The following is a 23586-nucleotide window of genomic DNA, read 5'->3' on the forward strand; positions in this document are numbered from 1 at the left end:
GCAAAACCACTAATCCCTGATGGGGTTTTTAGCCCCCCCATATCACCAGCATCGTAGTCATGTTTTCGGACGGTCTGCATCCCAATAGGGAATACCGACACCCCCACCATCACAATATCAAGCTGGGCGGGACTCGTTAGCTTCGATCAGGCGCTGCATGGCGGCTATGACTTCGTCATGGTCGATCGGCTTCGAGTAGAACTCGGCACGTTCGGGAAGCTCAACGCTTTCTCGCGTGAAGTAGGCGGCGGTCAGGATGATCTCGATCGGCGGCCAGCGTTTGCGTATCGCCGCTGCAATCTCGATGCCCTTGCGGCTGCGCGGCATATCGAGGTCCATGTAGACGAGGCGAATGTCCAGACGTTCTTCGAGGAGCTGGATGGCGTCGGCGCTGCTCAACGCCTCGACCGCCTCGAAACCGGCTTTCTCGACCATGCTGATCGCATCGAGGCGCAGGATCGGTTCGTCCTCGACTACCAGTACCGGCCATCGCTTGAGGGGTTGAGATTGTCCCATGACTTCGTGGCTACGCCTTACGCTTCCTGTATCTGGTAAAGCGGTGCCGTGGCCTGCACCGACAGCCCTTCCGCCTCGTAGCGTAACTGAACGCCTCCGGAGCCGGTTAGTCCCATGCGGATGATGCGCGAGCCGAAACCTTTTCGCGTCGGCTCCACGGCCGCCGGGCCGCCGCGTTCGACCCAGCTCAGATCAAGCACGTCCTTGTCGCCGTCCCGGCGTACAGCCCAGGTCACGGTAACTTGGCCCTCCGGTGCTGTCAGTGCACCGTATTTGGCGGCGTTCGTCGCCAGCTCGTGTAGCATGAGCGTGAGGGCCAGCGTCGCGCGCGGTCCGATCATCACGTCGGGACCGGCCAGCGTGAAGCGATCCTCGCCGAACGTTTCCAGCGCCTTGCGGGCGACATCGCCCAAGCGGGCGCTCGACCAATTGTCCCGGGTCAGCACATCGTTCGCCGCAGCGAGCGCGCCGAGGCGCTTGCCGAATGCGGCAACGGCGTCCTGATCCTCCGCTTTGGAAAGCGTTTGATGAGCGATGGCCTGCACCACGCTCATCGTGTTTTTGATGCGATGCGCCAGCTCGCCGTTGAGCAGATGCTGCTGCTCACGGGCCTTCTGGAGTTCGGTGTGATCGCGGGACACCGACAGGATGCGCGCGGTTTCCCCGTCCGGGCCGAGGATCGGTGAGACCGACACCGACCAGTGCCTGGGATTTCCGGCATAGGTGTCGGCGGGCGCTTCGAAATGGGTCGTCTCGCCGCGCTTCGCTGCTTCGATCGCTTCAAGAGCGTAGGCAGGACCGCTCTCCTTCAGGAACTCCGGCCACGGGCAACCGCGTACCGTGTTGAAGTCGCTGATTTCCATGACCTTCATGCCGCCATCGGTCATGAAGGACACGCTGCCGTCCAGCTCGACCACCTTGATGCAGTCGGTCGAGGCGGCAAGCACGCTGCTCAGGAACGCGGCAGTTTCCCTAGCCTCCTTCTCGGCCCGGCGCCGTTCAAGCGCGATCCACGTCCTATTGCCGGCATCGGCGATGAATTGGACCTCCTCGGGTGTCCAATCGCGCGGCGCACCGTCGTTGACGTAGAGGATGGCAACGGTCCGCCCCTTCTCCCGGACGGGCCGGTTGACGAGGCTGCGCACCGCGACGGATTCCAGCGGCGCGGTATCACCCGACGTGCGTGGATCGAGGCGTATGTCTGGGATGACCACCGTTCGACCTTCGCGCAGGTCCTGCGCATAGCCGCCATAATCGTCCATGCGGTAGGTGCCGGCGAGCGTCGGATAGTCCTGCGCCGTCCAGTCGCTCGGGACGACGAACCTCTCGCCGTCCTCCCCGACCGTGCCAAAGCCGACCCGCCCCACACCAAGTGTGCGGCCGATCAGTGCGGTTGCCGCCCGCACAATATCTTCGGGGTCATCAATCGCGGTCAGCATTCGCCCAAGTTCGGCGAGCGCTTCGCGACGCCGATCGGCATTGACGCGATCGGTGACTTCAAGAAACAGGACAGTGAAGTGATCGGCCCCGGCTGGCTGACATACACCGTCATACCAGCGCTGGAGGTCGCCAACCTGCCGGGTGAAGCGGATCGCCTGACTCGTCTCGACAACACGGGCGAACTCCAGCACCCATTCGTCCTCGACACCGGGGAAAACTTCGCGGATCGTCTGGCCGACAGCACATCCGCGTTCGATCCCGACAAGATCGTACCAGGCGTCGTTCACTTCTTCATAGCGCCAGTCGATAATCTGGCCTGTGTCATCGCGTATGACCTGGCCGAGGACGAAACCTTCCTCCAGCGTCTCGAACAGCTGGCGCCATTTGGCCTCGCTGCGCTGTAGCTCGGCGGTCGCGGCATCGCGGTCGCGTTCAGCCTTGACGCGATCGGTTGTCTCCAGCGTCACGTTGAGCAGACCGGCTACCTCGCCGTTCTCACCGCGCACCGGCGAATATGAAAAGCTCCACCATGTATCTTCCGGATAGCCGTTGCGCGTCATCAGCAGCGGCATGTCACGGAATGTCGAGGTTTCGCCGGCGAAGGTCTTGTCGACAAGCGGTTTGATCTCGTCCCAGACGTCGGGCCACGCCTCGGCGAACGTCACGCCGAAGGCAAACGGATGCCGCTTGCCGAGAATTGGGATATAGGCGTCGTTGTAGAGGAACGTGCGCTCCGGTCCCCAAGCCAGACACATGGCGTGACCCGATGCCATCATGATGTCGACCGCCGTGCTCAACGAAGCAGGCCAATCGCTGCGCGGCCCGAGCGAAGTCTTGCTCCAGTCGAACGCCGACAGCATGTCGGCCATGCGCGGTGCGTCATGCACGTCGCCCATGGCGATGCCCTCAACGTTGCTCACCATTCCTGCCGTCGCTTCCTCGACCCAAGCGGTTAACGAACCCGCCCCCCGGCAGGATCAGCATCCGTAGCGGTCCCCATTGGAAATTGGAACATTTAGCATTGGGAATAGCCACTTCTGCAAGCGCCTTAGCGGAGCAGTGCTGACATGGTTAGTATCCGGCCCCGCTCTTCAGCAAAGTCCCGCTTCCACCATCATCTATGGGATCGCTCGCAACGTCGAGTGCTGGACATGTCTTTTAAGCAAAGCAGTCGATCCGAATATACGGCCTGTTCCCCGTTCGGTTCGTTTGGCCTCGTATAGCGATACATCTGCCTGCCGGAGAAGGTCCGAAGCATCATGTACGTCCAGCCCGATTTCCGCAATTTCTGGTGACTAGGATCTGGCAATCTTAATTTACAGAGCGCAATGTTCGTGATCCTCGCCTAAAGGCGAGCAGATCGTAAACTCGTCCGGCAAGATCAGCCTGCCGAAACGGCTTGGACAGACGTGGCACGTCAGCAGGCACGTCCTCACCCGTTGAGGCATAACCAGTGATGAGCAGGGTTGGCAGCCCGATGCCCTTGCTGCGCAATTCATAGATCAGCGCCGCACCCGTCATTCCCGGCATCAGGTAATCGGTGACGAGCAAATCGGCGTCGATCCCCGAACGGATCGCCGACAGCGCCTGGATCGCTGACGGCATCTCGACGACCTCATATCCCAGATCGCGCAGCATGTCGGCGGTGGCGGTCCTGACGATCTCCTCGTCGTCGACCAGCAGCACTTTCGCGTGCTGCGTTGCCCGGACCGGCTCGTCTCGCTCGGATTGCTGCTCAAGAACGGCCTCATCGCTGACCGGCAGCCACAGCTCGATCGCGGTGCCCTGGCCAGGTTCGCTCTCGATCCGAAGCGTCCCGCCCGATTGCGCCGCTAGGCCGTGGATCATAGAAAGGCCAAGCCCGGTGCCCTTGCCGACCCCTTTGGTGGAGAAGAACGGCTCGACAGCACGTGCCAGCGTGATCTTGTCCATGCCGACGCCGGTATCGCTGGCGATCAGACGAACATAGCGGCCTTCCGTAAGCCCTATGCTGTTGCGACCATCGACCGTCATCATGGTCGCACCGATCGTCAGCCGCCCGCCTCCGGGCATGGCATCGCGTGCGTTGACCGCAAGGTTGAGAAGAGCGAGCTCGAGCTGGTTGGGATCTACCTTTACCGCTTCGATCGTTGCCGGCACATCGATCACGACCGCAACGGTCGGACCAAGCGAGCGCCGGATCAAGTCGCTCATGCCGTCGATGAGTGCGGCGACGTCGACCGCTCGGGGTTGCAGCGCTTGGCGCCGCGCGAAGGCAAGGAGCCGTTGTGTCAGCGTCGAGGCGCGTTCTGCCGCCTGTAACGCACCGACGATAAAGCGCTGCGACTTCTCATCATCCCCGTGACGGCGCCGCAGGAGGTCGAGACTGCCGACGATCGGCGTCAGCAGGTTGTTGAAATCGTGGGCCACGCCTCCGGTGAGCTGGCCGATGGTGTCCATCTTGGCGGCCTGGGCAAGTTGTGCGTCGGCCTCCTTGCGGGCGGTGATGTCCGAGACAATGCCGGTCATCCGCACCGGCGTGCCGTCCTCATAGGATACTCGGCCTCTGGCCGCGATCCAGCGACGCTCGCCGGTAACGGTGGTGATCGGACATTCGAGATCGAGTTCGCCCAGAGCTGGCGCAGCTTCGAAGACCGCCGCGACATTCGCGCGATAGGCGGGGTCGACGCGTTGAAGGAAGATATCCACGTTCCAGTGCGGCTGGATCTCGGTGAAGCCGAAAATCTGGTCGTGCCGAAGCGAGCGGCGCGCCTCGCCCGTGGCCATATCGATGTCCCAGCTTCCCATGTCGGCCGCGTGCAGTGCGACCTCCAGGCTTGCCCGCGCCTTCTCCAGCTCGTCGGTCCGCTCGACCACCGCCTGTTCCAGCGCTTCGGCCGCGCCCCTGACCTGATATTGTCGGCGCCTTGCCTTGAGCGCAGAACGAATTGCGCCCAGCATGGCATCCGCGTGGAGCGGACGTTCCAGCAACATCATGTTCCCAAGCGCATCGAGACGTTCGGACGCGAGGTTCGAACGAGGCCGCGCCGATCCGTTCGCGAGCACGATAAAGGGGAGATCGGACCAGGTGGGCTGGTCCGCGATCCACTCCGTCAGGGCTGTGAGGTTGCCGAGCGCCAGCGCTTCCTCTGTCACCAGTACGGCACCAGCGCCCGCAGTCAGCCCGACCAGCAGATCGTCAAGCGACGTGCAGACCTCGGATACGATTCCGCGCTTGTTGAGCAGTTCGGAAGCGAGAAGGGCATCACGCCCCTGAGGAGCAAGGATCAGGACGCGCAGGTCCACTAAGCGTCCTTCGCGTCCATGCCACCCTCGCCCCGACTTGCCATCAGCATTTTCGCCTCACCCGCGAACGTCGGAACGCCCGTCAGCACACCCTGAAAATCGGTCAGCGCCTCGCCGACGTGCAGGCCAGCCTCCGTGATCTGAAACTCACGGATCGTGCGTTCGTGCCGCGACGTTCGGGTCTTGATGACCGAAATCGCCTGACGGACTTCTCCATGTGCTTCGAAATAGCGGAGCTGCATGACCGTATCGGCAAGATAGCTCAGGTCAACGTCCGAGCGGATGTCACCCGTCACGCCGTGTTGACCGAGGATGAGGAGCGAAATGACGCCCTTCGCACCCAGATAGCTCAGCAGTTCGTGCATCTGCAGAACGAGATACTGCTCGCTCGGCATCGACTGCAGATATGCGTTGAGACTATCGACCGCGATGACCGTGGCCTGGTCCTCTTCGACGGCCTTTCGGACGGCGTTGGTGAACTCGCCGGGCGATAGTTCGGCGGGGTCGATGCTGCGGATTTCCAGCGTACCCGCATCGAGGTGCGGCTGGAGATCCATGCCAAGCGCGGCAGAGCGCTTGAGCAGCGTCGGCACTCGTTCGTCGAAGAGGAAGTAGGCGGCCCGCTCGCCACGCTCGAGCGCTGCCACCAAGGCCTGTACGGTGGTTGTGGTCTTGCCGACGCCGGCCGGTCCTGACAGCAACGTCGCCGTTCCCGGCAGCAGGCCGCCACCCAGCAACTCATCGAGTTGGGGCAAACCGGTGGATACCGCGGCCCCGTCAAAGGCGTTGCCGTGTTCGGCTGCGACCAGGCGCGGGTAAACGCACAATCCCCCGCGTTCGATCGTGAAGTCGTGGTAGCCGCCACGGAACTTGACGCCGCGCATCTTGAGCACGTGCAGGCGGCGACGCTGCGCGCCGAAGCCAAGCAGCATCTGCTCCAGCATGACGACACCGTGGGCGATGGATTGAAGCTGGAGGTCGCTTCCGGTCGCGCTGCGATCGTCCAGCAGCAGCACGGTGCATTTCCGTGCCGCGAAGAACTGCTTCAATGCCAGTATCTGTCTGCGATACTTGACCGGGCTCTGCGCCAGAAGCCGCAGCTCGGAGAGGCTGTCGATCACTACCCGGCTCGGTTGGACCCCCTCGACCTTGGCGATAATTCCACGCACCGTTTCGCCAAGCTCAAGCTCGCTGGGGTGAAACAGCGTCTGCTCGTTGTCGGCGGCCAGCCCCTCGGCCGGGACCATCTCACTGAGCGTGATCGGATCGAGGCTCCAATTGTGGCTTTCCGCTACCGCCAGCAGTTCGGCCTCGGTTTCAGCCAGAGTAATGTAGAGCCCGGCTTCGCCGGCTTCGGCTCCCTTGAGCAGGAACCCCAGACCGAGCGTCGTCTTGCCCGTTCCAGGCGTGCCCTCGACCAGGTAGAGACGCTCTCGCGTCAGGCCGCCCGCCAGCACATTGTCGAGACCTTCGACACCGGTCGAGGCGAGGCGTGTAGGCGGTTCGCTCGTCACATATCACTCCTGTTTCGAGGAGTTTACATCAGCGAACCCCGGACCGCTAATGACAGTTGAAATTAGGAAGCCTTTCGCCGGCCGGGCTGGCTCGATTGATCGCGCTCGCGGCGACGTACATCGTTGTGCTGTTCTCGGTCATCGTGCAGGGCGGGACGATCGAGCGTGTTCTTGATCGTGCGCGGCGAAGCGGCATGTCTGCCGCTGACTGGGGTTTCGCTTCTCACATGGCTGCGTTTCGAGAAGCGATTTACGTTCCCAAAACACCATCGTTTGTGGGACGGACGCCAGCAGCGGACGGCAATGCGTCACTCCCGCCTCGCCGGCCGCTCATAAGGCGGAGACGAAATGCAGCTCTTCAACCCTCATTGGAGACTCTTCGGTGCCGTTTGATAGGGTGCCGTATGGTCTTCCTTGGCTAGGACCCCAGGCGGACAGAGGGGCTAATCGGGCCGAATTTTAGACGTTCCTTTTCGGCGCAAATCGGACCGGCCCAATTAGTAACGCGGAGGGTATGCCCGAAAACGACCAGCGGTCCGTTGGACTGCGGAATGTGCGGGGCGGGGGGGGCAAAGGTATAGACCGCCCGTTTCCGCCCGTTCGCATGGCCCACCGAACCCAGTGTCGTCGAAAGCACGAAGTCAGCGCTGAAGATTCAGGCGCACCATGGCTGTGGCTATCGGATGTGCTCGAGCTTCAAGTTCTTGACCTTCACCTTCTTCCACTCACGATCGGCAGTGAGAGCAGGGACGCCAAGCTGCACAGCGAGCGCGAGACAGGACCGATCGCCTAAGCCGCGGCCATATTGCCGCGTCTGTGCATGCAAGGCAGCGGCGGCATAGGCTGCGTCGCCATCGTGGGCACGAACGTCGAGACGAAGCTCGTCAAGCAGTTCACGGGTGGTCGCCTCGTCAAGGCCACTGAGCAGCAGTTCCTTGATGACCTCCTGGAGGTTGACCGCCGAAATTGCAGCGCGCCCGATATGGGGAGCGACCTTGTCGGCGCCGGGTTCATCTCGAACCAGCGCCAGAACCGCGGATGCGTCGAGGACGGCCGATGTCATTGTACGTCTTGATCCTCGCCGCCTGAAGCTGCCTCACCGAGATCAGCTGCCGTTTCCGCCTTCCGGTCATCCAGAAAGTCGTCTGTCGTGCGCGCGTGCTTGGCGTGTTCTCGATAGAGCGCCTGCGCACGCGATACACCATGCCCGATCGGAGACAGGCGTACTTGATCGTCCTCAATCGTCAGAATGACCTTCGCGTCACCGTGTAGGCCCATAGCCTTGCGCACCGATGCGGGAAGAACCATGCGGCCATTGCTAGCGACCCGGATATCTATGGTCTGCGTAGCCACCGTGGAATCCTCCGTTTTAAATGCTAAGCCTCATCATGCCACATCGGACGGAATGACACAACGATGCGAGAGGCAGCCTTGATTGGAATGCCAAGACATTGCCGTCAATGTGGGTATACCGTAATCGTACAAAGGCGTTGAGACAGTTTCGGTGTTCGATCAGGGTCACTTGCAGGCATATTGAACAGATGGTCGTTGTGGTCTAGAAGCTGATTGAACAAAAGGGGGGGGTGATGACGCTTTTTGGCTACGCCCGGGTATCGACCTCGGAGCAGGATCTCGATGTCCAAATTGCGGCATTGAGGGCCGCGGGCTGTCAGACGATCCGGTCAGAGAAGAAGTCGGGTAGTGAGCGCAGCTCGCGAACCGAACTGCAAATCTTGCTCGACTTTCTGCGTGAAGGCGACGCGCTGGTCGTCACGCGGATCGACCGGCTTGCCCGTTCGATGAAGGATTTGCAGGATATCGTACATGAATTGAAGGGCAGGGGGGTGGCGCTGAAGGCCACCGAGCAGCCCATCGATACCGGCACTGCGGCGGGCAAGGCCTTCCTCGACATGCTGGGCGTGTTTGCCGAGTTCGAGACAAACCTGCGTCGTGAGCGCCAGATGGAAGGTATTGCTGCAGCTAAAGCGCGCGGCGTCTATAAGGGTGGTAAGGCGCGGATTGACCCGGAAGCCGTGCGGGCGCTGGCAATGGACGGTATGAGGCCATCACACATCGCGCGGCAACTCGGTATCTCACGGGGCACCGTCTATCGGTTCCTTCCAGAATCTATCGTCGTGACCGAGACGATAAAAGCCGTGGGGGCAAAGCCACGCACTCGGTAGGTCCAACGATCGCCGACCATTGTGTGCGATCGACGGTCGATCTACGAGGCTGGCATGTCGCTCCGGGTTGTCCCGTTTTTTCGTTTTGCGCGCACAGCGGCGATCGTCGTCCTGGCGGTGATGATGCTGGTGAGGCTCGGCCCGCTGTGCGAGACGATGGCGATGGCCGCGACGCCGATCGCGTCGGCGACGATGGATTGTGCGGACACGCCAGGCCATGCGCCGACCAAGAAGATACCGCCCTCGGCCTGCGCCATGCCGTGCGCGGCAATGCCCGGCGAAACGATCGCGCAGATCGAACCGATACCGTTCGTGCCTCTCTCGCCTTGGGCAGTCGCCCATTCGGGCCTGCTCGGGCTGACCAGCGCACCGGCCACACCCCCTCCGCAGATCGCGTGACGTCGAACCTGACCTCACACGAATCTACACGGAGAATATCATGACCAAGTTCAAGCTCATCAGCGCCGCTTTCGCCCTCACGCTTTCGACCGGCGCGTTCGCCGCGGTCGCGAATTGCTGCGCCGACATGGCGTGCTGCAAGGACGGTGCTGATTGCTGCGATCATGGCGACAAGGCGAAGGGCGGCGACCATGCCGGCCATGCCATGCCGAACATGAAGTAAGCCGACGGGACGGGGGCGGGCGACCGCCCCCGTCTTCATTCCTCCCCGGTCGGATGCAGGATCGAGCGCGGCATCCGTGGCCCCCGCTTCACCGTCTCGCGCCACGGGCGCATCGTGGACGGCAGGGCGATGCGCAGCATCGCCGCCCGGCCGCGGATAGCATCCTGGGTCCGGCCCATCTCTCTCGCGATCACCGACACGGGCTGGCGGGAGGCCACGCGCCGGCGCAGCTCGGCGTCCGCCTCTAGCGTCCAGCGCGCGCCCTTTCGCCCGGTCATATCATCGCCCTCAAGGGTGCAGGTGGTGATTGTCCTCGCACGCTTCGGCCAGCGCCTCGGTCTGGATCGTGCAATGCTCGATGCCGAACCGGCGATCGAGCGTATCTGCGACCGCCTTCCTGACCGCATCGGCATCGGCGCCTTCGGCGAGGGTGACGTGCGCGGTGCAGGTGATGTCGTCCGACGACATCGACCAGACATGGAGGTCATGAACCCCGGCGACGCCGGGAAGCCCGGCAATCCCTGCCCGCAGCTCGGGCAGCTTGATCCCACCGGGGACGCCTTCCAGCAGCACGTTGGTGGTATCGCGGAGCAGCACCCAGGTCCGTGGCAACACCCATAGCCCGATGCCCACCGCGACGATCGGATCGACCCATGTCCACCCCGTGAAGCGGATCGCAAGCGCGCCCGCGATCACGCCGATCGAGCCGATCATGTCCGCCCATACCTCGAGGTAGGCGCCCTTGACGTTCATGCTGGCGTCCTTGCCCGACGTCAGCAGCTTCATGGATACGAGGTTCACCACGAGCCCGATCGCGGCGACGATCATCATGCCGGTCGACTGGACGGCTTCGGGCTGACGGAAGCGCTGGACGGCCTCCACCAACACGTAGATCGCGACCGCGAACAGCAGCAGTGCGTTGAAGGCCGCCGCGAGGATCTCGAACCTCTTGTAACCGAACGTCCGCTTGTCGTCGGCCGGCTTCTGGCCGAACCGGATCGCCAGCAGCGCGATCACCAGCGCGGCAACATCGGTCAGCATGTGCGCCGCGTCGGACAGCAGGGCGAGGCTGTTGAAGACGAACGCGCCGACGACTTCGGCGACGAGATAGGCGGTGGTCAGGGCCAGCGCCCACCCCAGCATCCTGGCGTTGGCCCCGGCGGTATGATCGTGGGCGTGTCCGCCCGCTGCATGGTCGTGCATCGTCTGGTCTTTCAATGTGCCGGAGCGGGGAGGGGGGGCAGTTCGAGATGGTCACTCGACGGTGCCGGCAGCGTGCGCGCGCCGAAGCGCGCGTAGAGCGTCGGCAGCACGAACAAGGTCAGCAGCGTCGCCGAAATCAGGCCACCAATGACGACGGTGGCGAGGGGTTTCTGCACCTCGGCGCCGGCACCGTGTCCCAGCGCCATCGGCACGAAGCCGAGCGATGCGACGAGCGCGGTCATCGCCACCGGCCTGAGCCTGGCAAGTGCCCCTTGGTGGACCGCTACAGCCCGATCCACGCCGGCGCGCATCAGGTCGTGGATGGAGGACACCATGACCAGCCCATTGAGGACGGCGATACCCGAAAGCGCGATGAAGCCGACGGCCGCGGAAATGGAGAACGGCATCCCACGCAGCACCAGCGCCAGCACGCCGCCCACCAGCGCCAGCGGTACTCCGGTGAATACGATCAGTGCATCGCGCACCGAACCGAGCGCTCCGTAGAGCAACAGCATGATGACGGCGAAGCAGATCGGCACGACGATCGCGAGCCGATCGCGCGCGGACGCCAAATTCTCGAACTGTCCGCCCCATTCGAGATAGGTGCCGGCAGGCAGTTTCACCTGGGCGTCGATCGCAGCGCGCGCGTCGGCGACGACGCCCGCCACGTCACGGTCGCGGACGTTTGCCTGCACGACGACACGCCGTTTGCCGTTCTCGCGGCTGATCTGGTTGGGACCATCGACCACAGCGATATCAGCGACCGTCGATAGCGGTACGAAACCGCCGCTGGCGGTCGGAACAGGCACCTGCGCGACAGCGGTCAAATTGGACCGCGCGCTTTCCGCCATCCGGATCACGACTGGAAAGCGTCGATCCCCCTCGAAGATGACGCCCGCCTGCCGGCCCCCGATCGCCGCGGCAACGGTGTCCTGCACGTCACCGGCCGTCACCCCGACCCGCGACATGGCGGTGCGGTTCGGACGGATATCGAGCATCGGCAGCCCCTCGGTCTGCTCGACGCGCACGTCTGCCGCGCCGCGCGTTTTGCGCAGGATGCTCGCGATCCGATCGGCGGTCGCGTTCATCTCGCCGAAGTCGTCGCCGAACACCTTGATCGCGATGTCGCCGCGCACGCCCGCGATCAGCTCGTTGAACCGCATCTGGATGGGCTGGGTGATCTCGTAAGCATTGCCCGGCAGGGTGGAGAGACGCTTTTCCAGTCGCTCGACCAGCGCCTCCTTCGACAGGCCGGGGTCCGGCCATTCCTTCTTGGGTTTCAGGATGACGAAGGTGTCGGTCGCGTTCGCCGGCATCGGATCGGAGGCGATCTCCGACGTGCCGGTGCGCGAGAAAGCGAACCGAACCTCCGGCGCCTTGGCGAGCGCCTTTTCGACCTTGAACTGCATCGCCTGGCTTTGGTCGACCGACGTGCCGGGGATGCGGACGGCCTGCACGAGGACGTTGCCTTCATCGAGCTGGGGCAGGAACTCTTGGCCCAGGGTGGTGAAGGCGACGCCGGCGAGCGCCAGCGCGCCGATCGCGACGCCGATCGTCAGGCTCGGACGGCGCATGGCCGCGTCGAGGCCCGGTTCGTAGCGTTGCCGCAGAAACGCCACGACGCGGCTTTCCTTCTCTTCCACCCGCTTGCTGAGCCAGATGGCGATGGCCGCGGGCACGAAGGTCAGCGACAGGATGAAGGCGAAGACGAGCGCGATGATGACGGTCAGCGCCATCGGCTCGAACATCTTGCCCTCGACGCCGGTGAAGGTGAGGAGCGGCGCATAGACGAGGATGATGATCGCCTGCCCGTAGACCGACGGGCGGATCATCTCGCGGGCGGACGCGGCGACTAGGCCGAGCCGCTGTTGCATCGTCAGCTCGCCCTCGCGACCGTGTTGGGCCTCGGCAAGGCGGCGTAGCGCATTCTCGACGATGATGACGGCACCGTCGACGATCAGGCCGAAATCGAGCGCGCCGAGACTCATCAGGTTCGCCGACACGCCGGCTTCCAACATGCCGATGCTGGTGAGCAGCATCGTGATGGGGATGACGAGCGCGGCGATCAGCGCCGCCCGGAAATTGCCGAGCAGCGCGAACAGGACGACGATGACCAGCACCGCGCCTTCGGCAAGGTTCCGCGCGACCGTGGCGATGGTCGAGTTGACCAGCTCGGTCCGGTTCATGACCGGCTTCACCACCACGTCGACCGGCAGCGAACGGCCGATCTGCGTCAGCCGCTCGGCCACGCCCGTTGATACGGTGCGGCTGTTCTCGCCGATCCGCATGACCGCGGTCCCGACCACGACCTCATGCCCGTTCTCGGATGCCGAACCCATACGCAGCGCCTGACCGGTGCGAACGGTCGCGATTTGGTTGAGCAGGATCGGCACGCCCTCGCGGGTGGCGACGACGGTTCGGGCCAGCTCGTCGGCATTGCGCACGCGGCCGTCCGAGCGGACGGCAAGCCCTTCGCCGTTGCGGTTGACGACGCCAGCGCCGGCACTGGTGTTGTTGCGGTCGAGTGCCGTCGTCAAATCCTGCAGCGTGAGGCGCATCGCGGCCATCCGCTGCACGTCGGGAACGACGAGATATTCCTTGGTGTAGCCTCCGAGGGAGTCGACGCCGGCAAGCCCCGCCGCGCTCTTGAGCTGTGGCGTGACGATCCAGTCCTGCACGGTGCGCAGGTAGGTCGCCTTGTCCGCCGCGCTGACGAGGTGATCCCCTTCGGGCGTGATGTAGCTGCCGTCGCGTTGCAGCCCGGGTTCGCCGTTGCGATGATGGACCTGATCGAGTTCACGATATTCGACCGTCCACATGAAGATATCGCCGAGCCCGGTCGCGATCGGTCCCATCTCCGGGTTCACGCCTTGCGGCAGGTCTTCCTCGGCGGTGCGCAGCCGCTCCGCGACCTGCGCCCGCGCAAAGTAGATGTCGGTCTTCTCGGTGAAGACGGCGGTGATCTGCGCGAAGCCGTTACGGCTGAGCGAACGGGTATATTCGAGGCCAGGGATGCCGGCGAGCGCCGTCTCGACGGTGAAGGCGACCTGCTTCTCGATCTGGTCGGGGGAAAGGGCAGGGGCGACGACGTTGATCTGCACCTGGTTGTTGGTGATGTCGGGAACGGCGTCGATCGGGAGCTGGCGCAGCGCGCCGATCCCGAGCAACGCCGCGGCGATCGTGAGGAGCAGGACAAGCCAGCGCTTCTCAACGGACAGGGTGACGATGCGACCGATCATGGCTCAGTCCTCGTCCTCGGCCGCGCCCTTGCCGAGTTCGGCCTTGAGCGTGAAGCTGTTGGTGGACGCGATCCGCTCCGGGCCGGTCAGACCTGACGTCACCACGACCTGACCGCCGTTGGTCCGGCCGAGTGTCACCGGGGTCGCGCGGAAGCCGGTCGCGGTGCGAACGAAGACGAACGGCTTGTCCTCGATCATCTGCACCGCGGCCGATGGCACGGCGACGGTGCGATCGCCGCTGGCGGGCACGAGGATCGACACGTTGACCGTCTCGCCGACCCGCCACGTGCTGCCGGCATTGTCGAGCGTCGCGATCACCGGCACCAGTCGGGTGGTTTCGTCGAGCACGGGCGAGACGAACGTCACGCGTCCCTCTTGGCGACGGCCGGACGCCGTCACCTCGACGCGCGCACCCGGCTTCACCCGACCCGCATCGTTCGGCACCAGCGACGTCGTGACGGTGACCTTGGAGAGATTGGCGATCCGGAACAGTTCGGCGTCGGCCGCGACCGTCTGGCCGAGCGTGGCGGAGCGCGCGATGACCTGGCCGCCGATCGGCGAGCGCACCGCGATGCGGTTGAGCGCACCGCCCCCGCTACCGGTCGCCGACAATTGCTGCTGCGCGAGACGCAGCGCGATGCCGGCTTCCGTGGCGGCCGTGCGCGCGGCGACGAGATCCTGTTCGGGCGATACGCGCTCCGCGAACAGGCGTTGTTCGCGGCGCAGGTTCGATTGAGCGAGGGCGCTACGCGCACGGGCGGCTTCCACCTCCGCCTTGAGCGAGGCCGCCTCCCGGCTCTCGATGATCGCGAGCGGATCGCCGCGCCCGACCGACTGGCCGAGGTTGCGGGTCAGCGAGACGAGCCGTCCTCCGACCGCTGCCGACACCACCTGGACGCCCTGCGGGTCGCCCTCGATCGTCGCCGACAGCTCGATCGCGCCTGCCTCGCCGCCCACGGTCGGCCGCGTGACCTCGATGCCGGCGTCCGCGATCTGCTGGGCGGACAGGGTAACGATATCCTTGGGGGCTTCCTTGCCCTCGGCACCTTCGGCCGCCTCTGTCTTCTCGGCGCCGGCATTGCCGCCCGCCTCGCTACCGCCCCTACCGCACCCGGCCAGGAGGATCGCCAGTGTCACGGGCGCGAGCGCCCGCACGAAGTTCTTCTTCATCGGTCGTTTTCCTCGAGCGAGGGCGCCGCGGCAACGAGCCGTTCCAGGCGTGCCTTGGCGTCATGATAGGTGGCGAGCGCGTCGATCGCGGCGGTGCGCGTTTCGGACAGGGTGCGTTCGGCATCGAGAAGGTCGAGCTGCCCGAACTTGCCCTCGCGGTAGCCGATCCGCGCGATCCGCGCGGCCTCGGTTGCCGATGCGAGTGCCGGTCCGCTGGCGTTGCGGGCGGACGTGGCCGCATTCGCCACCTCGACCTGGGCGCGGGCGATGTCCTGCGCGGTGTCCAGCTCGGCCGCACGCCGGAGCGCCTGTGCCTGATCGCTCTGCGCGCGGGCCTGCGTCACGCTCGCGCGACCGTTGTTGAAGAGGGGGATCGGGATCGACACGCCGAACACCGCGGCGACGTCGTTCGTCGCTTCGAGATGCCGCGCGCTAGCGCTGAGCGTCACGTCGGGAATGCGCTGCGATCGGGCAAGCCTGACCTGGGCGTCGGCGGTGGTTGCATCGGCGCGCGCTGCGGCGAGCGCAAGCGTGCCGGCCGGTGCGATCGGCCGCGCCGGCCCATAGCCCTCGACACGATCATACCATGCCATGTCGAGGACGCCGGTGACGGGCTGCCCGATCCGGCGCGCCAGATTGTCGCGGGCGACGTCGGCGAGCCGCTGCGTGCGTTCCACGGCGGTCTCGGCGTTGATGCGCAGCACGTCGGCTCGCTGCTGTTCGAGCGGCGAGGCACGCCCGGCCTGCACGCGAACCCCCGCTGCGCGCAATGCCTCGCGCGCGATGCCGGCTTGCTCGCGTGCGGTCGCAAGGCGGCGCTCGGCCGCCGTCGCCTCGATGTAGAGCTGGGTGACGGCGAGACGCAGATCGGCCTCGGCAAGGGCCGATCCGATCCGGGCGCGATTGCCGATCGCGTCGGCGACGGCGATCCGCGCCGAACGCTTGCCCCCCAGCTCAATCGGGAACGCCAGCCCTGCCGTCGTCTCGGCGCTGCGCACACCGCGGTACTGGCCGCTGCCGGCGATATTCTCGGTTTCGGCGACGATGGACGGGTTGGGACGATAGCCGGCAACGGTGCGACCGGCCTCGGCCGCGCGCACGCCTGCTGTCGCTGCTTCGAGCGTCGGCGCGGCTGCGCCGGCAAGCGCCAGCGCGCGCACGAGCGTGAGCGGGGGACTGGTCGATGCCGGCTCGGATGATTGCGCGTGCGCGATCGACGCGCACGACGCCACGGCCAAAAGGGCCGCGATAAAACGCTGCATGGGTAACGGACTCCTGACGAACGCTGGATTCCGCGCGGGCGTGCCCGGCGGAGCTTAGACGTCGCTCAGGCTTGGGGTGGTCGCAGCGCCGGGTCCGACGGCGCGCGCGCCATCGGACCCTTGTCCCATGCCGACAAGGCTACGCGCAGTCCGGTGACGGACGCCACGGGATCGGGCGCCATCGGAACGCCGATATCGTGGCCGTGGCATCCACCATGATGATGCGGATAACCCTTCTGGCTATCGGCCGGCACTTGATCGCCATCGCCATCGGCATGGCCAATCGCGGTGCCCACGGAAACCTCGACGCCCGGACCCTCGGCCGCATGCGCGACCGATCCGAACCCGAGCGACAGCACGAGCATCAGACAGAGGAAGAGGGCCGACAAACGGTGCATCGTTCCTGCCCGTAGCAGTTTACCGGCTGCCATGTAATGATCCCTGGTAATCGAGGGGCGCGGAAGACGGGAAGGACCGCACCTCGGCACGGGCCTGCCGCATGATCTGGATGCCGCCCGACAATCCCAGCGCCGCCATCAGCGCCGCGACGACAAGATCGGGCCACGCGCTGTTCAGGCCGAACACGCCGCCTGCCGCCAGAACGACGGCGATGTTGCCGATCGCGTCGTTGCGCGAGCAGATCCAGACCGATCGCATGTTCGCATCGCCCTCACGGAAACGGTAGAGCATGACCGCCACGACGAGGTTCGCGATCAGCGCGGCGATGCCGACGATCCCCATCACCTCGGCGTGGGGCGCGGCGCCGTGAACGGCCACCCAGCCCGCAGCGGCGAGAACATAGAGGCCGAGCAGCGCGAGGGTCGCCCCCTTCAACATGGCCGCACGGGCGCGCCACGCTATTGCCATTCCCGCGACGCCGAGGCTGATCGCGTAATTCGCGGTGTCGCCGAAGAAGTCGAGCGCGTCGGCTTGGAGCGCCGTCGATCCGCCGGTGATGCCGGCGACGATCTCGACGCCGAACATGGCGCCGTTGATCGCGAGCGCGATCCACAGCGCGCGCCGCCATTTGGGGTCGTTGAAAGTGCCCGCCTTGTCGAACGCGCAGCTCGTGCAGGCCATGTTTCCACCACCTCGATAGAGTCGATCCGGCAGCCTATATGCACCCTCTAGTCACTAGAGGGTCAAGCGCCATGTCCGGCCACCTGACGATCGGAAAACTGGCCGGGGCGACCGGCACGAAGGTCGAGACGATCCGCTATTACGAGCAGATCGGCCTGCTGCCGGCGCCAGCGCGGTCGGCCTCGAACTACCGGACCTATGACGCCGCGCATCTCCGCCGCCTATCGTTCATCCGGCGCGCGCGCGATCTCGGCTTCTCGATCGACCAGGTGCGGGAGTTGATGGGGCTTGCCGACCGGCGCGACCAGTCCTGCATGGCTGTCGACGTCATAGCCAACCAGCACCGCGATGCGATCACCCGCAAGATTGCCGACCTGACGGCGTTAGCTGGAGAACTGGATGCGCTGATCGATTCCTGTAGCCGCAACACCGTCGCCGACTGCCGGATCATTGAAGCATTGGCTCCAAGCGGCTCGGCCGACGCCAATGCAATAGCGGTACTCGATGGGTAGGTGCTCTATGGTCCTCCATGGATTGATAAATCGCCATAAAACGCACCAAAAATGTTCTGCTATTTTTTAAGTCTGTCTTCAAGAAAAACGGACCGGCATTTCGAGGTACTTCAAGGGTATACCCAAAAGGCACCGATATTGGGTCGGCCAAGGCAGCAGTCTGCGGGAGGGGCTGGCAGGGGAGGGGTCGTCAGTTGGACCTCTCCGCGAAGACCTATCGTGGCCATCCTGCCTTTCCCGAAACTCCATGTCCGTAGGGCAATTTCGGGAAAATGGTTTTGGGAACGGATTTTGGGAAAGCGCCGCACCTGAGACGAAAGGAAGCTCGCCGATCGACGCTCGCCAATCTCTTGCCCTTCCTTTGCGGGAAGGCTCATCGGGCTGTGCTAGAACCGCAAGATCGGTCGAGCGCATGATATCCGTGAGCGCCTAGCTGGCGTCGCCACGGAGGATAGGACGATGAAGGCGGCGCTTCCCCACTACCATGCCCGGATGCAGCGGGTGCTAGATCACATCGACCGGCACTTGGATTGCGACTTGGACCTGGACGTGGTGAGCGGGGTCGCGGCCTTTTCGAAATACCATTTCCACCGGCAGTTCGCGGCGACCTTCGGGCTGTCCGTGCATCGCTATATCCAGCTCGCCCGCATGAAGCGGGCATCCTACCGGCTGGCATACCGGGTCGCGCAGAGCGTCACCGACATAGCTATGGATGCAGGTTACGACGCCCCGGATGCCTTTGCCCGCGCCTTTCGGCAACGGTTCGGGCAATCCCCGTCGTCGTTCAGGAAAACTCCTGATTGGGAGCCGTGGCTTGCAGCCTTCGGGCCTCTCGACAACGCGAGGAGCAAGCTCATGCAGAATACCTATACCCCTGACGACGTGACGATCCGTGACGTGGCCCCGACGCCGGTGGCAATCATGGAGCATCGCGGCGACCCGGCGACGATCGGCGCGACCATCCAGCGGTTGATCGCTTGGCGCAAAGCGACTGGGCTGTCGCCGAAGGTCAGCCCGACCTTCAACGTCTTCCACTCCGATCCGCGCACGACGCCTCCGGCCGAATACCGCATGGACCTGTGTGTCGGCACCGACCGCCCCATCGAGGCGAACGGCGAGCGGATCGAGGCCGGCACCATTCCAGGCGGACGCTGTGCGGTGCTGCGCGTCGTTGGCAACACTGACAATCTGGAGCTTGCCGCCCTGTATCTCTACCGCGATTGGCTACCGGCCAGCGGAGAGGAAGCGCGGGACTTCCCGCTCTACTGCGAGCGCGTCACCTTCTTCCCGGAGGTGCCGGAACATGAAGCAACCGCGGACCTGTTCCTGCCGCTGAAGTAGGTTGGTGCAGGGGGCGGCATGGCTCCGTAGCGAAGAGGCCGCCCTTTCCAAAAATTCGATCCATCTGAGAATGTCCCGACGGTTTCCGTTGCTCCTCTTCCGACCGCGCCATACGATCACAAGTCTGAGAGTATATTCAGCAGCAACGGACGCAGGCGACGAAGTTCGCCACGATGAGTAAGCGCAAGCGCGGCGATCTTGTTCGCCCCGGCCGGGGTCAAAACCACGGTCACGCTCCGGCGATCGGTCGTGCCGGCCGTTCTCCGTACCAAGTCGAGTTTTTCCAATCGATCGATGAGACCGGAGGCGCTGTGCGGACGTAGTCGGAGTTGATCTGCAAGCTCACCTACCGGCAGTGCCAGATCGGGTGATGCGCGCAGCGCCAAGAGAGCCTGATGCTGCTGCGCGGTGATGCCGGCCGCTACGGCCGCATCTTCGCTGAAGGATAGGAACGTGCGCAATTGCCGTCGAAACCCGGCGAGAGCGCGATAGTCCTTGTCGCTGATCGGATCGTCCATGGCCTCGATCATGGCACGAAAACGACCGATTGAGAAATATCGTAGCGCGATATAGTTGCCGGTAATGAGCTTTCATCCATCTCCCCCGCTCCGTCTCGCCGATCACACCGCCGACCGCCGCATGCTGATGCTCGCCGGTCTGGCACTCGTCGTCGGCAGCGGTGGCGCTGCCGCCGCTTGGCTGCTGTTGAAGCTGATCGCGCTGGCGACCAACCTTGCCTGGTACGACCACGCCTCGTTCGCGCCGGTGTCGATCGTGCCTGCCGCGCACGGCGTGCGCACGCTGCTCGTCCCGGTGGCAGGCAGCATGGTGATCGGACTGATGGCGCGGTTCGGATCGGAGAAGATCCGCGGCCACGGCATTCCCGAGGCCATCGAGGCGATCCTGTTCGGGCAGAGCCGGCTGTCGCCCAAGGTTGCGGTGCTCAAGCCGGTGTCGGCGGCCGTCTCGATCGGATCGGGCGGTCCGTTCGGCGCAGAGGGGCCGATCATCATGACCGGTGGCGCTATCGGCTCGCTGCTGGCGCAATGCTTTCATCTGAGCGCCGCTGAGCGCAAGACCCTGCTGGTGGCGGGCGCCGCGGCGGGGATGACCGCCATTTTCGGCACACCGGTCGCGGCCATGCTGCTCGCGATCGAAGTGCTGCTCTTCGAATGGAAGCCGCGTAGTTTCGTGCCGGTGACGGTCGCCGCGCTGGCCGCGATCGCGTGGCGCCCGTTGATGATCGGCAGCGGGCCGATGTTCCCGCTCGTCGCGCCGATGATGATCGATGCGACGACGCTGGTCGGTGCGGCAGCTCTGGGCGTCGTGGTCGGCGTTCTAGCCTCGTCGCTGTCATCGGCGCTGTACCGGATCGAGGACGGTTTCCATCGCCTGCCGGTCCATTGGATGTGGTGGCCGGCACTGGGTGCACTCGTCGTCGGGATCGGCGGGCTGATCGATCCGCGCGTCCTCGGCGCAGGATATGACAACATCCAAGCGCTGCTCGACGGATCGATGGTGGCGCGCGCGATCGTGCTGCTGCTGGTCGTCAAGGCGATAGTCTGGGTGGTCGCGCTGGGTTCGGGCACGTCCGGCGGCATCCTCGCGCCTTTATTGATGCTAGGCGCGGCGGTCGGCGCGCTGGCAGGGCACTGGCTGCCGGGCGGTGTCGGTCTGTACGCGATGGCGGGCATGGCGGCGATGATGAGCGCCTCGATGCGCGCGCCGCTGACCGCAGCCGTCTTCGCGGTCGAGCTGACGGGGCGCCTCGACGCGCTGCCGGTAGCGGCAGCGGCGAGCGTGGCGGGCTATGCGATCGCGGTGCTGGTGCTCCGCCGGTCGATCCTGACTGAGAAGATCGCCCGACGTGGCCGTCACCTTAGCCAAGAATATACCGTCGATCCGCTGAGCCTCGTCCGGGTTGGAGAGATCATGACACGTGATCCCGATACGCTGCTCGCCACCATGTCGGTGGCGGACGCTGCCGTGTTTTTCGGAGATGCCCCGCATCGCTCCTATCCGGTCGTAGATGGCGATGGACGGCCGGTCGGTCTCGTATCGCGCGCCGATGCGTTACGTTGGATGGACTCGCCGCCCGACGCGGGGGCGCCCCTTGGGGATATGATATCGGATGGCTCCCTCTCCACCGTTCCGCCGACCCTGCCGGTCGATCGCGTCGCCGAACTGATGCTGGCCGAGGACATCGGCCGGGTGCCGGTGGTGGATGACGGCGGCATGCTCGTTGGTCTGATTGCCCGCCGTGATCTGCTGCTTGCGCGAACTGGCCGGCACAGCGACGAGCGCGACCGGATGCGGTTTACCGGTCGAAAAGCGCAGTGAACGCGCTATCCGAACCATCAGCACGCCTCTGTCCGGTTTTGCCAAGGTATGAAAAGACGCCGCATGACGCGGCAGGCCGATGACGACACGTCATCTGATGGCGGTCAATTTGAGGGGGTTATGGGGCACTATGCAGGCGATGAGAAGTACGCTGTCAGACCGGCAGGCGGTGTGGGCCTTCGTGCTGGGCTGCATCGCCGTGACCTTTGGCGTGTGCGCGCACCTGCCCATGTTCGCGATGGCGCGGTCGATGCACTATCGCCTCGCCGGCATGCCGATGGACAGCATGATGCTGTTCGGCATGGCGCTGATCGTGCTGGGGACGCTGACGGCCGCCTATGGCCTGCTACCTCGCAACGTAGCGGCCCAGCGTACCGCGGCGGCAGACATCATCGTCGCACCGCCGGAGGATGCGGCGTTGGGACTGGCGCATTGGGGGCTGATGGCGGTGCTGGTCATCGCACTTATTATCGACGTGATGAAGCCCGCCTCGCTCGGCTTCACTGTCCCGGGCATGGTCAGCGAATATGGCGTGCCGAAAAAGACCGTCTCGCTGGTCCCGTTCTTCGCGCTGGCCGGCACGGTTGTCGGATCGGTGCTCTGGGGCTGGATCGCCGACCTTTACGGCCGCAAGGCGTCGATCCTGTTATCGGCGGTGATGTTCGTCGGCACGTCGATTTGCGGCGCGATGCCGAGTCTGGCCTGGAATATCGCGATGTGCTTCATGATGGGCGCTGCGGCCGGTGGGATGCTGCCGGTGACCTATGCCCTGCTCGCCGAGATGATGCCGAGCCGGCATCGGGGTTGGAGCCTCGTCCTCGTCGGCGGACTGGGGGCGGTCGGCGGCTATTTCGCGGCTAGCGGCATGTCGGCGGTGGTGCAACCGATCTTCGGCTGGCGGATCCTGTGGCTGGCGAACCTGCCGACCGGGCTGACCTTGGTGGTTCTTGGCGCTTTCATCCCCGAATCCGCCAAGTTCCTGCTGGCGCGTGGCCGGACGAGCGAGGCGGAAGCGGTGATGCGGCGTTTCGGCGCGAAGGCGCAGCGGGCGGGTCCGGCACAACATGCGCAAAAGGGCGTGTCGCATGCGCTGACCGGGATCGGGCTGTACGGTCAATTGGCAGCGCTCAGCCTGTGCGCCCTGTCATGGGGCCTTATCAACTTCGGCGTGCTGCTCTGGCTGCCGGCCGACTTGGTCGCAAAGGGCTATTCGGTCGGCGTGTCCAGCCGATTGCTCGCCGAGAGCGCGCTGATCGCATTCCCGACGGTCTTTGTCGCCGCGCTGCTGTACAGTCGGTGGAGTACGAAGGGGGCGCTTCTGGCGATGACGGCCATCACGCTGGCCGGACTGCTACTGGTCCTGCGCTTGGAACTCGCTGGGATCGGCAGTCCGGTCCTGCCGGTAGCGCTGCTGATCGTCGGGACGAATGGTATCATTGCGATCGTCCTGCCGTATGTCGCGGAAAGCTTTCCGCTCCGGGTGCGTGCCCGTGCGACGGGCTGGGTTGCCGCTTGCACGAAGGGGGGCGGACTGCTGGCGCAGGGTCTGACGATCGGCGGCATAACTTTGTCGATGGGACGCTCGTCGCTGCTGGTCATGGTGCCGACCGCGCTTTCACTCGTGCTTGTGGCCGTGTTCGGGCGTGAAACGCGCGGGCGCGACCTTCGTGAGCTCGACGCGACCAATGGCCCTTCCATTTTCGTCGAGCGGTAGAAACTGCCTGGCGCATCCAGTCAAATCGCTTTGGGTGATAAGCTGACCAGCGCTGTCAGTTGGCTTTGATCGTTCCCGAAACTCGATCCAGACCGTCCGAAAACATGACTACGATGCTGGTGATATGGGGGGGCTAAAAACCCCATCAGGGATTAGTGGTTTTGC

At 64.6% G+C, this 23586-nt stretch carries 21 protein-coding genes; 7 read left to right on the forward strand and 14 right to left on the reverse strand.

Annotation, left to right across the window (positions count from 1 at the left end):
* Nucleotides 1–117: 117 nt before the first annotated feature.
* From V8201_RS18670 to V8201_RS18695, 6 genes are all read right to left on the reverse strand, one after another.
* Nucleotides 118–516, reverse strand: a complete 399-nt coding sequence (locus tag V8201_RS18670) for a response regulator (RefSeq protein WP_271300944.1) — start codon at nt 514–516, stop codon at nt 118–120.
* 17 nt (nt 517–533) lie between these two features.
* Nucleotides 534–2852 (reverse strand): PAS domain-containing sensor histidine kinase, encoded by a 2319-nt coding sequence (locus V8201_RS18675; protein WP_336546259.1) that lies wholly within the window; start codon nt 2850–2852, stop codon nt 534–536.
* 415 nt (nt 2853–3267) lie between these two features.
* Entirely contained in the window at nt 3268–5241 is a 1974-nt protein-coding gene (locus V8201_RS18680; protein ID WP_271300942.1) for a hybrid sensor histidine kinase/response regulator, read from the reverse strand.
* Entirely contained in the window at nt 5241–6755 is a 1515-nt protein-coding gene (locus V8201_RS18685; protein WP_271300941.1) for a DUF7125 family protein, read from the reverse strand. The genes V8201_RS18680 and V8201_RS18685 overlap by 1 nt, the downstream gene beginning before the upstream one ends.
* Nucleotides 6756–7431: 676 nt before the next feature.
* On the reverse strand, nt 7432–7818 hold the full coding sequence (locus V8201_RS18690) for a type II toxin-antitoxin system VapC family toxin (protein ID WP_125994373.1): 387 nt from the start codon (nt 7816–7818) through the stop codon (nt 7432–7434).
* Nucleotides 7815–8108, reverse strand: coding sequence for an AbrB/MazE/SpoVT family DNA-binding domain-containing protein (locus tag V8201_RS18695; protein WP_271300940.1), 294 nt, complete (start codon nt 8106–8108; stop codon nt 7815–7817). Before V8201_RS18695 ends, V8201_RS18690 begins: the two co-directional genes overlap by 4 nt.
* 233 nt (nt 8109–8341) lie before the next feature.
* Here V8201_RS18695 and V8201_RS18700 point away from each other — a divergent pair, with 233 nt between their 5' ends.
* From V8201_RS18700 to V8201_RS18710, 3 genes are read left to right on the forward strand one after another with little or no spacing between them, the layout of a single operon-like run.
* The gene (locus V8201_RS18700; protein ID WP_271300939.1) at nt 8342–8938 is read left to right on the forward strand and encodes a recombinase family protein; all 597 of its coding nucleotides are present in this window, start codon (nt 8342–8344) and stop codon (nt 8936–8938) included.
* Between the two features lie 54 nt (nt 8939–8992).
* Nucleotides 8993–9337, forward strand: coding sequence for a hypothetical protein (locus V8201_RS18705; RefSeq protein WP_336546261.1), 345 nt, complete (start codon nt 8993–8995; stop codon nt 9335–9337).
* A gap of 40 nt (nt 9338–9377) precedes the next feature.
* The gene (locus V8201_RS18710; protein WP_183930285.1) at nt 9378–9560 is read left to right on the forward strand and encodes a hypothetical protein; all 183 of its coding nucleotides are present in this window, start codon (nt 9378–9380) and stop codon (nt 9558–9560) included.
* A gap of 35 nt (nt 9561–9595) precedes the next feature.
* On the opposite strand, the gene V8201_RS18715 is transcribed toward V8201_RS18710, so the two are convergent.
* From V8201_RS18715 to V8201_RS18745, 7 genes are all read right to left on the reverse strand, one after another.
* Entirely contained in the window at nt 9596–9838 is a 243-nt protein-coding gene (locus V8201_RS18715) for a hypothetical protein (protein ID WP_271300937.1), read from the reverse strand.
* Nucleotides 9839–9848: 10 nt separating this feature from the next.
* A complete protein-coding gene (locus tag V8201_RS18720; protein WP_271300936.1) occupies nt 9849–10763 on the reverse strand; it encodes a cation diffusion facilitator family transporter in 915 nt (304 codons plus the stop codon).
* Between the two features lie 11 nt (nt 10764–10774).
* Nucleotides 10775–14002: an efflux RND transporter permease subunit gene (locus V8201_RS18725; RefSeq protein WP_271300935.1), complete on the reverse strand. Its 3228-nt coding sequence runs from the start codon at nt 14000–14002 to the stop codon at nt 10775–10777.
* Nucleotides 14003–14005: 3 nt separating this feature from the next.
* On the reverse strand, nt 14006–15172 hold the full coding sequence (locus V8201_RS18730) for an efflux RND transporter periplasmic adaptor subunit (protein ID WP_271300934.1): 1167 nt from the start codon (nt 15170–15172) through the stop codon (nt 14006–14008).
* A complete protein-coding gene (locus V8201_RS18735) occupies nt 15169–16434 on the reverse strand; it encodes a TolC family protein (RefSeq protein ID WP_271300933.1) in 1266 nt (421 codons plus the stop codon). Before V8201_RS18735 ends, V8201_RS18730 begins: the two co-directional genes overlap by 4 nt.
* 65 nt (nt 16435–16499) lie before the next feature.
* The gene (locus V8201_RS18740; RefSeq protein ID WP_336546266.1) at nt 16500–16832 is read right to left on the reverse strand and encodes a hypothetical protein; all 333 of its coding nucleotides are present in this window, start codon (nt 16830–16832) and stop codon (nt 16500–16502) included.
* A gap of 19 nt (nt 16833–16851) precedes the next feature.
* The gene (locus tag V8201_RS18745) at nt 16852–17514 is read right to left on the reverse strand and encodes a cation efflux transmembrane domain-containing protein (RefSeq protein WP_271300931.1); all 663 of its coding nucleotides are present in this window, start codon (nt 17512–17514) and stop codon (nt 16852–16854) included.
* Between the two features lie 71 nt (nt 17515–17585).
* Here V8201_RS18745 and V8201_RS18750 point away from each other — a divergent pair, with 71 nt between their 5' ends.
* Entirely contained in the window at nt 17586–18026 is a 441-nt protein-coding gene (locus tag V8201_RS18750) for a MerR family transcriptional regulator (protein WP_271300930.1), read from the forward strand.
* 459 nt (nt 18027–18485) lie between these two features.
* Entirely contained in the window at nt 18486–19367 is an 882-nt protein-coding gene (locus V8201_RS18755) for an AraC family transcriptional regulator (protein WP_271300929.1), read from the forward strand.
* Nucleotides 19368–19483: 116 nt separating this feature from the next.
* Here the strand turns inward: V8201_RS18755 and V8201_RS18760 are convergent, their stop codons facing one another.
* Complete coding sequence (locus V8201_RS18760) at nt 19484–19885, reverse strand: MarR family winged helix-turn-helix transcriptional regulator (RefSeq protein ID WP_152542196.1); 402 nt, start codon at nt 19883–19885, stop codon at nt 19484–19486.
* Between the two features lie 121 nt (nt 19886–20006).
* Here V8201_RS18760 and V8201_RS18765 point away from each other — a divergent pair, with 121 nt between their 5' ends.
* Together V8201_RS18765 and V8201_RS18770 are read left to right on the forward strand one after the other, a co-directional pair.
* On the forward strand, nt 20007–21707 hold the full coding sequence (locus tag V8201_RS18765; RefSeq protein WP_336546268.1) for a chloride channel protein: 1701 nt from the start codon (nt 20007–20009) through the stop codon (nt 21705–21707).
* A gap of 79 nt (nt 21708–21786) precedes the next feature.
* A complete protein-coding gene (locus V8201_RS18770; RefSeq protein ID WP_336546269.1) occupies nt 21787–23421 on the forward strand; it encodes an MFS transporter in 1635 nt (544 codons plus the stop codon).
* Nucleotides 23422–23586 lie beyond the last annotated feature (165 nt).

The organism is Sphingomonas kyungheensis (assembly GCF_037120395.1).
Classification (GTDB): Bacteria; Pseudomonadota; Alphaproteobacteria; order Sphingomonadales; family Sphingomonadaceae; genus Sphingomonas; species Sphingomonas kyungheensis.

What these genes read in the sequence shown, in the direction of transcription:
- V8201_RS18670 (WP_271300944.1), bottom strand. Translation starts at nt 516, where the DNA reads ATGGGACAATCTCAACCCCTCAAGCGATGGCCGGTACTGGTAGTCGAG.
- V8201_RS18675 (WP_336546259.1), bottom strand. Translation starts at nt 2,852, where the DNA reads ATGGGCGACGTGCATGACGCACCGCGCATGGCCGACATGCTGTCGGCG.
- V8201_RS18690 (WP_125994373.1), bottom strand. Translation starts at nt 7,818, where the DNA reads ATGACATCGGCCGTCCTCGACGCATCCGCGGTTCTGGCGCTGGTTCGA.
- V8201_RS18700 (WP_271300939.1), top strand. Translation starts at nt 8,342, where the DNA reads ATGACGCTTTTTGGCTACGCCCGGGTATCGACCTCGGAGCAGGATCTC.
- V8201_RS18705 (WP_336546261.1), top strand. Translation starts at nt 8,993, where the DNA reads ATGTCGCTCCGGGTTGTCCCGTTTTTTCGTTTTGCGCGCACAGCGGCG.
- V8201_RS18710 (WP_183930285.1), top strand. Translation starts at nt 9,378, where the DNA reads ATGACCAAGTTCAAGCTCATCAGCGCCGCTTTCGCCCTCACGCTTTCG.
- V8201_RS18715 (WP_271300937.1), bottom strand. Translation starts at nt 9,838, where the DNA reads ATGACCGGGCGAAAGGGCGCGCGCTGGACGCTAGAGGCGGACGCCGAG.
- V8201_RS18720 (WP_271300936.1), bottom strand. Translation starts at nt 10,763, where the DNA reads ATGCACGACCATGCAGCGGGCGGACACGCCCACGATCATACCGCCGGG.
- V8201_RS18725 (WP_271300935.1), bottom strand. Translation starts at nt 14,002, where the DNA reads ATGATCGGTCGCATCGTCACCCTGTCCGTTGAGAAGCGCTGGCTTGTC.
- V8201_RS18730 (WP_271300934.1), bottom strand. Translation starts at nt 15,172, where the DNA reads ATGAAGAAGAACTTCGTGCGGGCGCTCGCGCCCGTGACACTGGCGATC.
- V8201_RS18735 (WP_271300933.1), bottom strand. Translation starts at nt 16,434, where the DNA reads ATGCAGCGTTTTATCGCGGCCCTTTTGGCCGTGGCGTCGTGCGCGTCG.
- V8201_RS18740 (WP_336546266.1), bottom strand. Translation starts at nt 16,832, where the DNA reads ATGCACCGTTTGTCGGCCCTCTTCCTCTGTCTGATGCTCGTGCTGTCG.
- V8201_RS18745 (WP_271300931.1), bottom strand. Translation starts at nt 17,514, where the DNA reads ATGGCCTGCACGAGCTGCGCGTTCGACAAGGCGGGCACTTTCAACGAC.
- V8201_RS18750 (WP_271300930.1), top strand. Translation starts at nt 17,586, where the DNA reads ATGTCCGGCCACCTGACGATCGGAAAACTGGCCGGGGCGACCGGCACG.
- V8201_RS18755 (WP_271300929.1), top strand. Translation starts at nt 18,486, where the DNA reads ATGAAGGCGGCGCTTCCCCACTACCATGCCCGGATGCAGCGGGTGCTA.
- V8201_RS18760 (WP_152542196.1), bottom strand. Translation starts at nt 19,885, where the DNA reads ATGGACGATCCGATCAGCGACAAGGACTATCGCGCTCTCGCCGGGTTT.
- V8201_RS18765 (WP_336546268.1), top strand. Translation starts at nt 20,007, where the DNA reads ATGCTGATGCTCGCCGGTCTGGCACTCGTCGTCGGCAGCGGTGGCGCT.
- V8201_RS18770 (WP_336546269.1), top strand. Translation starts at nt 21,787, where the DNA reads ATGACGACACGTCATCTGATGGCGGTCAATTTGAGGGGGTTATGGGGC.